The sequence below is a fragment of the Dactylosporangium sp. CA-092794 genome (assembly GCF_050948465.1).
GTDB lineage: Bacteria > Actinomycetota > Actinomycetes > Mycobacteriales > Micromonosporaceae > Dactylosporangium.
In genome coordinates this window covers 5358983-5371043 of sequence record NZ_CP192044.1, presented here as the reverse complement: position 1 = coordinate 5371043, position 12061 = coordinate 5358983, and the positions used below count along the sequence as shown (strand labels likewise).

The window sequence follows — 12061 nt, the reverse complement described above, 5'->3', positions numbered from 1 at the left end:
CTACCACTGGACGAGCGCGGTCTCGATGGTGGAGCCGGGACCCATGGTCATCAGGACGCCGTAGTCCCCGGGCCGGGCGCTGTCCTCCGCCATGAGGCGCTCGTAGGAGAACAGGAACGAAGCGCTCGACACGTTGCCGTAGTCGCGCAGGACGCCGACGGTGTGCCGCAGGTCGTGCCGGGTCAGGCCGAGGTTGATCCGGACCGCGTCGATCACCTTCTTGCCGCCCGAGTGGACCAGCCAGTGCCGGATGTCGCTGCGGCGCAGCCCGGCCTCGCCGAGAAGGCGTCCGACCACGTCCTCCGCGTGCGCGCCGACCACGTACGGGATGTCGGGGTCCAGGTAGAAGCTGAACTTTCCCTGTGTGTCGTCCCAGTCGTAGCGCATGGCGTCGATGGCGTCGGTGATCAGGCAGCTGGCGAAGTTGAGGATCCGGGCACCGGCCCGTGGCTGCGAGCGCGGTTCGAGATCCGCGATGACGGCGATCGCCGCCGCGCCGTCGCCGAACAGGCTGTTGACCACCGCCGTCCGCATGGTGGCGTCGACCACGTACGCGGCCGAGCACGCCTCCGCGCAGACCATCAGGGCCAGCCGCCTGGGGTGGGTCGCGGCCCAGGACGCGACGGTGTTCAGCGCGTTCAGCCCGGCGTTGCATCCCATGCCGACCACGTCGCTGCGCTGGCACGTGTAGTCGATGCCGGCGCCGCGGATCAGGAACGCGCTCAGCCCCGGCGTCAGGAACCCGGTCGAGGTGACGCAGCAGAGATATTCCACGTCCGCCCACGTCGCGCCGGCATCAGTCAGGCACCGCTCGGCGGCCCGCAGACCCATGTCGACCGCGGAACGCCGATGCTTGGCCAGCAACTCGCCCTGTGCCTCGATCCGCGGCCGGCCGTCCGGCCCGCAGTCGGGCATCGTGAGAAAGCGGCGCCGGATCGCAGTGTTCCGGAACACCGAGGTAATCTTCGGATCGGTGATCCCGATGAGATCCAGCAGTTCCTGCTGCGAGTAGGGCCGGCCCGTCACGGCCGTACCGGCGCCGGTTATCCGGGTGGCCGTCATCACCGAGTTCTCGGCCATTCGTTGCCCATCCCAGCTGGTCACATGATGACACTGACGGATTCCGCGGCCCGGTACATGCGCGATTGCCGCCGTTACGTCCGGGCGCCCTACCGGCCCGGACCCGTCCGGCGCAGCAGGCGGTCACAGGCGGCGAGGTGGGCACCCAGCGCCTCGTCGAACGAGGAGGACGACCCGTCGGCGAGCAGCTGACGCCGGATCGCCAGCTCGACGCCGGACACCCCCGCGACCGCCCGGGACGCCTCCGTCACCGCGAGGTCGACATCCTCGGTCAGCCGGTCGACGAGGTGCATCGCCAGCGCGTCCGATGCCGGGATCGGCTCACCGAACAGGACCGCACGGCGAATGCCGGACGTCTGCGGGCCGCACTGGGCGAGGCGGTACAACGCCATCCCCGGCCACGTCGCGCCGTCGTACGTGGCGACGATCAGCTCGGTCGCCGGCGTGACGACCCGGTAGTCGGCCGCCAGCAGCACATCCAGGGCGGCCCCGGCGCAGGCACCGTCGGCCACGGCGATGGTGGGTGCCGGGAGCCGCTCGAACCGGCGAACCACCCGCTCCCACTTCTGGACCACCGCGACGGACAGGCCGACCGGCCACGTGTCATCCGGCGTCCCCGAGACGTGAGCCACGACCCGGGCCCGGCCGCCCGCGTCCTCCGCCCGGTCGCAAACCTCGGCGAGCGCGGCCACGGCATCGGCGGTCAGCGGAGCGCCGCCGTCGACGTGGATGATCGTCTGTTCCGCGACCACGGCCATGTCAGCCTCGCATCTCCGCGTCGACGAACCGGGCGAGCCGCGCGACCCCGTCGACGATCTCCGGCTCACTGAGGTAACTCACCGACAGCCGGATCCCGGTGTCCCCGCCGCCGTCGGGATAGAAGTACGACATCGGCGTCCAGATCACCCCGTGGTGCTGCGCGGACCGGTTCAGCGCCGCGTCGCCGGCCACGAACGGCACGCTCAGCCGCAGGAAGAAGCCACCGGTCGGCCGGTTCCACCCGACACCGAGCGCGCGGCGCCGATGCGCCGGGAACTGCCGCTCCAGCTCCCGCAGGGTGATCTCCATGGACCTGCCGTACTGTGCCGAGGTCCGGTCGTTGCGCCGGCTCGCGCTGCCCTCCGAGGCGAGCAGCATGCCGGCCACCACCGCCTGGCTCAGCGACGAGGTGTTCACCGTCAACATGCTCTTGATCTTGCAGAGCTCGTCGGCGAGCAGCCCCGAGCGCCCGTCACCGAGGTCCACCGGCTGATCCGCGACCGCATAACCGACGCGGGCGCCCGGGAACAGGGTCTTCGAGAAGGAGCCGACGTGCACGACGCGCCGCGCGGCGTCGAGCGACTTCAGGGTCGGTACCTGCGGGCCACGGCTCACCAGGCGGTACGGGCTGTCCTCCAGGATGTAGAAGTCGAGACGTCCGGCGAGATCCAGCAGCTCTCGGCGCAGGGCGAGGCTCATCGTGCTGCCCAGCGGGTTGGAATGGTCCGGCACGACGTACAGCACCCGGACGCGGCGCCCCGCCTCTCTCTGCGCCTCGACCGCCGCGGCGACGTCGGCACAACGCAAGCCGTCGGCCTGCTCGGTGACGGTGGCCATGCGTACGTCGAAGAGGCGCGCGGCGCCGGTGATACCCACGTAGCAAGGCGCCGACACCAGCAGCACGTCGTCCGGCGAGGAGATCAGCGCGCGAAGCGCCAGCACCATTGCCTCCTGCGCGCCGACGGTGACCACGATCGAACGCGGATCGGCGCGGATGCCCTCGTCCACCCGCAGCGATTCGGCAATGACCTCGCGGATGGACCCCGCCGTCGGTCCGTACTGGAAGACCGCGGCCCGTTGCTCCTCCGCGGACCGGCCGAGGCCGGCGAGGTGATCGAGGTAGCGGCGGAGCTGCGTGAAGATCTCCTCGACCTCGAAGAAGCCGTCGTACGGCCGCCCGGGCGCGAACGAGATCGCGTCCGGAAACCGCATGGTGACCTCGTTGAGGAAGTTCATGGTGTCCAGGACCGGATCCGACACGCTGCTGTGCAACTGCTCCCGCTGTATGCCCGACCCGATCGGTCCCGCCGCGGTCACGCTCATGTACGACCTCCGCCGACACGGGTCCTCTTGCCCGCACGCCTCCCAACCTAGAAACACTCGCTCGGTCAGAGATCGGTGGTGGCCACCGTTACGCCTGCGGAGCGGCCGTCATCTCCCCTGCCAGCGGGGAGCCCGCTTCTCGGCGAACGCCCGCGGTCCTTCCCGGGCGTCCGCGCTGTGCATCCGGCGCTGCTCGCAGGGATATCGGGTGCCGAACGCCTGGTCGAGCGGCATCGCCGCGGACATCATCGCCGCCTCCTTGGTGGCCCGGACGGCGAGCGGCGCGCAGCGCAGGATGTCGGCGACCCAGCCTTCGACGCACCCCGCCCACTCGTCGGCCGCCACCACGTCGTTCACCAGCCCCAGTTCGTACGCCCGCCGGGCGGACAACGGTCGACCGGTCAGCAGGTGGCCCATGGCCGCCTTCCACGGCGCCTGCCTGCTCAGCCGGAACACACCGCCCGCCCCGGCGATCAGGCCGAGCCGCACCTCGGGCAGCGCGAAGGTGGCGTCCTCGCTGGCCACCACGATGTCGCAGGCCAGGGCGAGCTCGAAGCCGCCGCCGATGGCGTAGCCGCGCACCGCCGCGATCACCGGCTTGGTCAGATGGAAGCGCTCGGTGAGCCGCGGCCATCCCGGCCTCCCCCGGCTGCCGAAGGTGGCCGGGGTGGCGCTGCCCGCGCGTTGCAGCGCGGCGAGTTCCTTGAGGTCCTGGCCGACCGAGAACGCCCGCGAGCCCGCGCCGGACAGCACGGCCACCCACAGGTCGTCGTCGGACTCGAAATCGTCCCAGACCGCGGCCAGTTCCTCGTGGGTACGCAGGTCCAGCGCGTTGTGCACCTCCGGCCGGTCGATCGTCACCCGGGCGACGTGCGCCGACTTCTCGTAGCGAACTCGCGGCTGGTCCGGCATACCGCCATTGTGGTCGGCGCCCGGCGAGGCGATCAACGGCCCGAGGCCGTAACGGCGGACGTCACCGAGGGGAAGACCGCGGCGATGGGAAAGGCTGGTGCGATGACGCTGACCGAGCGGCTGAACCGGTGGATCGCGGCGGAGCCCGCCCTGCGCGGGTCGTTCCCGGCCGACCGGCTCGCCTCCGGCGGCTACCTGTGCGAGGCCGACGGTCTGCTGGACACGATGCCGCCGCGTCCCGCCCGCGACGGTGACCAGCAGGCGGCGGCGGACCTGCTGCACGACATCGCCCGGCGGGTACGCGCGGCGTTCTTCGGCCGCCACGCCGAACGGGTCTACGACGAACTCACCGACGGCACCACCACCTCGCTGCGGCTCGCCGAGCTGGCCGACCTGGCCGGCCAGCTCTTCCCCGGCCTGGTCCCCTCCACGAAGCAGGTGGCCGCCGACAACGAGCTCGCCCAGCGGGACAAGGAGGGTCGCGAGATCGACCTGGGCATCCTCTTCAGCGCTCTGCTCGCCGCGCCGGCCGCGGGTGAGCACCTGATGACCGCGATGTTGCGGCCGACCCCCCGGGCACTGGAACTGCTCGCCGACTTCCAGCGCACCGACGAGATCGTTCTGGAGGCCGCCCGGCTGGACCGTCGCGGCACCGCGGGCCACGTCACGATCACCAACGGGCACTGCCTCAACGCCGAGGACAACCGGCACGTCGCCGACATGGAGACGCTCGTCGACGTGGTCCTGCTCGACCCGCGTGTACGGGTCGGCGTGCTGCGCGGCGGGGTGATGACCCACCCCCGGTATGCCGGTCGCCGGGTGTTCAGCGCCGGGATCAACCTGCGCGACCTGCACGCCGGGAAGATCTCCTACGTGGACTTCCTGCTCACCCGGGAACTCGGCTACCTCAGCAAGATCTTCCGCGGCCTGGCCGCGCCGGCCTGGTCCGCCGCGACCGTCCAGAAGCCGTGGCTGGCCGCAGTGGATTCCTTCGCCATCGGGGGCGGCGCCCAGATCCTGCTGGTGTGCGACTGGGTCGTCGCGGCCGGCGACGCGTACTTCAGCCTGCCCGCTGCCCAGGAGGGGATCGTGCCCGGCCTGGCCGGACTGCGCCTGACCCGATTCCTCGGCGCCAGCCGCGCACGTGCGGTCATCCTCGACGGCGCGCGGATAGCCGCGACCGACGCAAGCGCGCGGACCATCTTCGACGAGATCGCCGGCCCGCCCGACATGGACGCGGCGGTGACGGCCGCCGCCGACCGCCTGGCCGCCCCCGCCGTCGCGGCGAACCGCCGCCTCCTGAACCAGGCGGACGAGCCCGTGGACCAGCTCCGGAACTATCTGGCGACCTTCGCGCTGCACCAGGCCCTGCGCGTCTACGCCCCCGATGTGCTCGCCAAGGAGCCGCGACGCCGGTGAGCACCGCCGCTCTCATATACACCGCATCAACGTCATATGAACGCCTTTCCTGTCTATTGGGGGCATCGAGTCTCCGAAGGCCGAAGGGACGCTATGAGCTGTGGGGTATGCGGCACTTCACTGCCCGGCGCGGAGCCGGCCGGTCGGCGGCCCGCGGGAGCCCGCTACTGCTCCAACGCCTGCCGCCAGCGGGCCTACCGGCGCCGGGTCAAGAGCGGCACCCCGATACCCATGGCGGACGACTCGACCAAGCTGAGCACGTTCGTCGGGCGCGAGCACGACATGATCGAGACCCGGCGGATGCTGCGCAACGCCCGGCTGCTGACCCTCACCGGGCTCCCCGGCGCGGGGAAGTCGCGCCTCGCCCTGGAGGTGGCGGCACGCGAGCAACGCGTCAACCACCGCTGCACGGTCTTCGTCGACTTCCGCGCCCCGGAGATGGCGCAGCTGGACGCGCCCGACATCGTCCCGTCGCTGGCGAGGACCGCCGAAGGCCGCATCGCCTCCGGGGCGGACCTCCTGGTCCTGGACAACTGCGAGCGGGTGCTGGAGACCTGCGGCCCGCTCGTCGTCGGCCTGCTGTCGCGCTTCCCCGAGCTGCGGATCATGACGACAAGCCGGGAGCCGTGGCGGCTGCCCGGCGAGGTCACCTACCGCCTCGCCGGTCTGTCCCTGCCGGACCGGACGATGGCGGCCGACCCGGACGAATGCCTGCGGGCCGACGCCGTCCGCCTCCTCGTCGACCGGGCCCGCGCCGCCGACCGTGACTTCGTCCTCACCCCGGACAACGTCGCCGGCCTCTGCGAGATCTCGGTGATACTGGACGGGTTGCCGCTTGCCCTGGAACTCGCCGCACAACTGCTCCGGGCGCTTCCGGTCGCCGAGGCCACGCGGCAGCTGGTCCGGGATCCGTCGGTGCTCGGCCAGGGCTGGCGCACCTCGGACGTCCGCCACCGCAGCTGGGCGGCGAGCGTGCGGTGGAGCTACGACGGCCTCGCCGAGCCGGAGCAGGCCCTGTTCCGCCGGGTTTCGCTGCTGCCCGGTCCCTTCACCATCGACGCGGCGCGGGTCGCCTGCTCCGGTCGGCCGGATCTCGCGGGTACGGCGGCGGAACTCCTGGTGAGTCTCGAAGCCAAGTCGCTGGCGGCGATCGTACGCACAGAGCAGGGCCGGTCCGGCGAGTTCGTGGTGCCGGCGTCGGTCCGCATCTTCGGCCGGCACGAGGCGGCCCGCGCGGGAGAACGCGACGACGTCCTCGACCGGCTGGCCACCTGGCTCACCGGTCACGCCCGCGACGTGTACCACCGGACGCCTGCCTCGCGCGCGGCGCTGCGCCGCCTGATCCGCGAGCGCGAGACCATCCGCGCCCTGCTGCGCTGGCTGGCTCCGACCTCCGACGTACGCCAACTGAGCCTGTCCTGGGCGCTCGCCGTGGTCGAGACACAGCTCGGCGGGGACTCGGCCGAGGCGCTGCCGATCGTCGGCCACGCCCTGCGGGTCACCGACACCGCCTCTGCCCACCGGGCCCAGGCGTACGAGGGTGCGCTCGGTCTCGCCTGCTGGCACGGCGACGGCGGGTACGCCCTCAGCCTCGCTCCCGAGGCGGTCCGCGCCGGCCGGCGTGCCGGTGAGGACCTGCCGCTGGCACGCACCCTGCTGTTGTCGAGCGTCAGCGAGGAGATGTACGGCGACCTCGAAGCGGCCAGGCGCGACCTGCTCGCCGCCTTCGGGATAGCGCGGCGGCACGACGACGAAGTCGTCACGGCTATGTGCCGCGCGCAGCTCGCCCGGCACCTGCTGCGGCACGGCCGGACAGACGGAGCCCACCGGCTGCTCGGCAGGAGCGTCCCGGTGTTGCGGGCCGCCTCGTCGGTGCCGCATCTGTGCGCGGCTCTGCTCACCCTGGGTGCGCTGGAGCTCGGAGCCGGGAACATCGACCGGGCGCGAGGCTGCTATCGGGAGATCCTCGCCGCCCCGTACGCGCTGGGAACCTCCGACTCGGTCCTCGGCCTGGCCCTGTGCGCGGTGCGGGAGAACAGCTTCGAACGCGCGCTCACCCTGTTCGCCATGGCCGACGGTGAGCGCGGCTTCGCGGCGCTGCTCTTTCCCTCCTGGTCCGAGCGTCTCGACGAGGCCCGCGGTCTCGCCACCGGCATCCTGTCCAAGGCCCGCGCCGACGCCGCCACCCAGCTCGGCCGTGAGCTGGGCCGCGAGCAGGCCGTCCGCTACGCCTGCGAGATGAGCGCGCCCGCGATCGCGCGGCGCCGGGACGCAACCCTCACCTCGCGGGAGTGGGAGGTGCTGCGCCAGGTCATGGACGGGCTGACGAACTCGCAGATAGCCCACCGCCTGCACCTGTCCGTCCGCACCGTCGAGACCCACATCCGCAACATCCGTACGGTGCTGGGCCTTCGCTCACGGGCACACATGGCCGCGTGGGCAGCCCGCCACCCGGCGACCGCGGCGTGACACGCTGACCGCGCACGCAGCGTCTCCGTCAATCAGTCGGCCTAGAGCGTCGGCCAAGTAATCGATCAGGCGGCTGTCTGGTCGGGTTGGCGGGCGATGATGTGGAGGTTGTGGACCACGGCGGTGCGGCGGAGGTCGAAGAGGTTCTTGCGGGTGCCTCGGTAGCGGGCGCGGTGTCCTTGCCAGTGGCCGATGTGGGCCAGGGCGTGCTCGACAGCGACGCGTTCGCGGAGTTGCGCACGCCCGGCCGGGGTGGCCTGCCGCTCGCGGAGTTCGGCCAGGAGTGCCTCATCGGGGTGGACGGCGATGCTGCGTCCGCTGCTGCTGGTGGTGCACCGGCTCCGCAGCGGGCAGGCGGCGCAGGTGGCCTTCGGGAACGTGACGGTCTTGCCCGGGGTGAACGGGATGGTCGCCTGGTTGGGGCAGGTCAGCTGCCCGCGGTCGAAATCCAGCCGGAAGTCGGTCTTGGTGTAGCGGCCGTTGCTGTTGCGGACTCGCCACGCCTTGCAGAAGATCGCCAGGGTGTCGCCGCGGTCGCGGACCAGCGTGGAGGGCAGGTAGGCCCGGTCGATGTGCAACTCGGCCAGGGTGGTGTCCGCGGCGGCCAGGTCGGCGGTGATGGCGTCGGTGACCGTCGCCTCGGGCACGTTGGCCGGGGTGATCCCGACCGCGGCGATCAGACCGGTGTCCAGGTCGCGCAGCACGTGCCGCTTGTACCCGTCGAACAGCCTGGAGCGTGATTTGCGGCCGTGGCGCATGTCCGGGTCTTCCACGCTGATCCGCCGGTCCTTGGCCACCCCACGACGCAGCGTGCCGGCATCGGTGTCCACGTCCTGGTCGCGAACCTGCCGGGCCACCGCGACCGCGGCCACCGCGGCGGGTGCCGGCTGTGGCTGGGCGGCCACGAACCCGGCCACCGCCTCCAGCGCCCCCAGCACCGTGGCCAGGGCGTGGTCGCGGGCGGCCGGGTCGTCCCAGTCCAGGTCCAGGGCCGCCTTCAGACTCGACCCGGCCAGGACCGGCGCACCGGCCTGCCCGGCCAGCACCCCGATCCCCCCGGCGGTTCCTTCGGCCAGCCCCCACCCCTGCTGGACCGCGATCACACCCAGGGCCTTGCGCAGGGCGTGTCCCATCAAGTTCAACGTGTCCTCGACCCGGCCCACTCCCCACAACGGGCTGGAGTCCAACGCCGCCCGCAACGCCCGCCCCGCCGCCGGGGTAGCGGCCAGTTCCACGGTCCGTTCGATCAACCGCCGGTCCAGGTCCGCGCCGATCAGCCGGTTGCGGAAATTCTGCAACGTGCCCTTCGCGAACGGCGGTTCCTGCACGTCGAGGCAGTCCAGCACCAACTGCCAGCGCCGGTCCATCACCAGCGCCTCGATCACCTCGTCATCCGAGACACCGGTGTACGCCTGCAGGATCGTGGCCAGAGCCAACCGCGCGGGTGGTACCGGCGGCTGCCCCTTCACCCCCGGCCCGTACAACCCGGCCAGTTCCTCCTGGAACTGCTCGTCGAACAACTCATGGCGACGCTGCCGCAACATCACGAACAGCTTCGCCCGCCGCACCCGCCGAACGATCTGCGCCTCAGCCGCCGACAACTCCACCGCCGGACGCCACACCCCCGGCCGCATCAACCAACCCCACTCCCGGGTCCACACAGGCGCCTACCGCCCACCAACCCGGCCTACCACGTGCGCTGGCCACCTCAACAGCGCCACACCGAAGAGATCCGACGAATACTTGGCCGACGCTCTAGCTAGGACCGTTCGCTGATTGCGGTCTGGCCCCGCACGTGGGTAGTCAAGCGGTCGAAAGCCCTCCAACACCGGGCCGTCAGCGGCCCTTCAAGAACTCGGCGACCTTGTCCAGCGCGGATTTCGGCGTCTCAACGAGAACCAGCGCCGCGGCGACCAGCAGGGTGATCCGTAGCTGCTGGCCGACTGACCCAAGCTCGTCGCGGAACAGGACCGGGCCGAGAATTCCAACTGTGGCCAGTACGAAGGCGGTCAACATCCGCGCTCCGAACTTGCGCAGAAACCGCTGGGCGCCGGGCGTCTGCGAGTCGGTTGCGAGTTCCTCCCAGCGACCCCAGGCGGCAGCGGCAAGAGCGATGCGCAGCCGCTCGGCAACGTCATCGTCGCGTTCCACGCCGCCGATAATCACGTCGCGGGCATGCTGCCGCAGCGTCGTGGCGATGCCAGTGCCAAGCTTGCGGAGGTCTGCCCGAATCTGCGATTCCGATCCGGGCGCAACCTGATGCAGGCGATCCTCGACGCGGCGCGCCGCCCGAGCGATGGCGGTGCCGAAGACGGCTCGCGCGTTCCTGTCGATGCGCCACCGGGCAGCGTCTCTGCCAAGCGATCGTGGCACCGTTGCGAGATCGCTGGCCAACCGCTCACCGCGCTGCGCGGCGACAACATAGAAGCCGGCAAGGCCGACGATCAACTCGTCGCGCGGGTCCATACGGCTCCAGCGGTACGAGATCACCGTGAACGGGACGCCGACCACCCCGACAGCAACGATGAGACCACCGAACACGAAGGCTATGGACTGGGCAAGCCCGACGAGGCCGCCGGACAGCACCCAGGCACCACACCAGACCGCGGCGACAAGCATCCCAAGCAGATTGACCGCCAAAATCGCTACGCCCAGCCAACGCACAAGGGGCATGGTTGGTGCACCGGGAGGCTCATGGTCGTGTGAGCCGCGGTTTCGGTCCGTCACGAGCCGCAACACGAAGGAAGGGACAGCATAGAACCAGACGACAATGAAGGCCGCCGTCGCCGGCCCGACGACCGTCGCCCAGCCGAAACCAACGCCGTGCCAGGCGAGGTCGGTCCACCACTGTGCCACGATCGCGGCGGCCGCCCACGCAACGGCAGTAATCGCGAAAGCGAAGTTGATCAGCCGCAGGAAGCGTGCGGTCGCGGCCTGTAGAGCCGAGTTCGCTGCCGTAACCGATGCCCGCAGTTGTCCGCGGTCGTCCTCAGAGAATGCGGTCTCACCCGCCGACATCACCTGTTCGGCGAGTTGGCCAGCACCGGCAGCGCCCGCGTCGACCTGCGCCCCCTGCTGCACTACTTCACCAGCCTCCGGCAAGCGGCCCCGCGTTCAGGCAGGTTCGAAGTATCGCACGACTGCCGCCTCCCGAGTCGGGCCTACGCCGCGGTCCGGCTCAAACAGATCGGCTGGGAAACGGCGCCGCCGATCCGGAAGTAGGCCATCCGTCTCCCGTCACCCGTCACCATCGCCGCAGCCTCGCGACCCGATCCTGCCGCCGAGTGCCGCGAGCACAGCATAATTTGGTCCACGCCGCGGCCTGGGCGCAGACCTGCAGGAGGGACCCAGTCGTGTACTGGCCACGCGACGGAGACATCCGCGGCCCGAACTCCCGGCAGGCACCGGCAGTTCGCCGGCGGCCGGCCCTTCGTGGGCAACATCGATGGCCAGCCCGACGAGTTGTTCGGGCGTCATCCGTTCAAGGACGGCGGTTCGAGGTCCAGCCGGGCGGGGACCTCGCAGTGCATCACGATGGTCTCGCGGTCGACGAGGTAGTCGTCGTCCTCCGGGTGGAATACGGCGGCGATCGAAATCGCCGCCGGCAAGACACGCACACTGTCCAGCATCTCCCACCGGCAGCTTGCTGGCCACCACGGTGACCTTGATCAGCGCGTCTTCGAGCAGTTCCTCCAGCCACTGCCAGTCGCGGGCCAAGTCCACCCGCATCCAGGTGCAATCGCGTAGCCCCCCGGATTAGCGCCGGGCGGCACGAACGAGGGCCGCAGCATGCCCTTCCCGACGAGATCGGCCGGCCACACCGCATCCAACCTGTCCGTCTTGGCCGGGGCCGGGCACGTTCGTGACACCACGGGCGTCGACGAGCTGGACCTGCAGGCCGGCCGCATCGAGGAGGTACTACCAGATCCACCAGCAGTCCGATGTGGACTCGCTCCCATCATCCCTCAGAGAAGCCGCAGTTCCTGACGAAGGAAGATCATGTAGTTGCAGTCCAACTCGGACCACCGACACTCCGGCCTGACCGACAGCGGGCCGCATGGGTTGGTGCGGCACCCGCACTGCCACCCGAACCATGCGG

9 protein-coding genes are annotated in these 12061 nt (G+C 70.8%); 2 read left to right on the top strand and 7 right to left on the bottom strand.

What is annotated here, in order from left to right; all coding sequences use genetic code 11:
- From dpgA to dpgD, 4 genes are all read right to left on the bottom strand, one after another.
- On the bottom strand, window positions 1–1104 hold the full coding sequence (gene dpgA / locus ACQPXD_RS23110) for a 3,5-dihydroxyphenylacetyl-CoA synthase DpgA (protein ID WP_432841797.1): 1104 nt from the start codon (window positions 1102–1104) through the stop codon (window positions 1–3).
- 65 nt (window positions 1105–1169) lie between these two features.
- Window positions 1170–1838 carry an enoyl-CoA-hydratase DpgB gene (dpgB, locus tag ACQPXD_RS23105; protein WP_432841795.1) on the bottom strand — a complete coding sequence of 223 codons (669 nt, stop codon included), beginning with the start codon at window positions 1836–1838 and terminating at the stop codon, window positions 1170–1172.
- 1 nt (window position 1839) lies between these two features.
- The gene (locus tag ACQPXD_RS23100) at window positions 1840–3162 is read right to left on the bottom strand and encodes a PLP-dependent aminotransferase family protein (protein ID WP_432841793.1); all 1323 of its coding nucleotides are present in this window, start codon (window positions 3160–3162) and stop codon (window positions 1840–1842) included.
- Window positions 3163–3270: 108 nt separating this feature from the next.
- Complete coding sequence (gene dpgD, locus ACQPXD_RS23095) at window positions 3271–4074, bottom strand: enoyl-CoA-hydratase DpgD (RefSeq protein WP_432841791.1); 804 nt, start codon at window positions 4072–4074, stop codon at window positions 3271–3273.
- Between the two features lie 102 nt (window positions 4075–4176).
- Between dpgD and dpgC the strand changes: the two genes are divergently transcribed.
- Window positions 4177–5493 (top strand): (3,5-dihydroxyphenyl)acetyl-CoA 1,2-dioxygenase DpgC, encoded by a 1317-nt coding sequence (dpgC, locus tag ACQPXD_RS23090; protein WP_432841789.1) that lies wholly within the window; start codon window positions 4177–4179, stop codon window positions 5491–5493.
- A 231-nt stretch (window positions 5494–5724) separates the two neighbouring features.
- Window positions 5725–7962 (top strand): ATP-binding protein, encoded by a 2238-nt coding sequence (locus ACQPXD_RS23085; RefSeq protein ID WP_432841787.1) that lies wholly within the window; start codon window positions 5725–5727, stop codon window positions 7960–7962.
- A 65-nt stretch (window positions 7963–8027) separates the two neighbouring features.
- Here ACQPXD_RS23085 and ACQPXD_RS23080 read toward each other — a convergent pair whose 3' ends face one another.
- The 3 genes from ACQPXD_RS23080 to ACQPXD_RS23070 all read right to left on the bottom strand — a co-directional run bounded on the left by ACQPXD_RS23080 (window position 8028) and on the right by ACQPXD_RS23070 (window position 11579).
- Window positions 8028–9596, bottom strand: a complete 1569-nt coding sequence (locus ACQPXD_RS23080) for an IS1182 family transposase (protein WP_432824780.1) — start codon at window positions 9594–9596, stop codon at window positions 8028–8030.
- A gap of 202 nt (window positions 9597–9798) precedes the next feature.
- A complete protein-coding gene (locus tag ACQPXD_RS23075; protein ID WP_432841785.1) occupies window positions 9799–11043 on the bottom strand; it encodes a hypothetical protein in 1245 nt (414 codons plus the stop codon).
- Window positions 11044–11435: 392 nt separating this feature from the next.
- Window positions 11436–11579: a hypothetical protein gene (locus tag ACQPXD_RS23070; protein WP_432838545.1), complete on the bottom strand. Its 144-nt coding sequence runs from the start codon at window positions 11577–11579 to the stop codon at window positions 11436–11438.
- Window positions 11580–12061 lie beyond the last annotated feature (482 nt).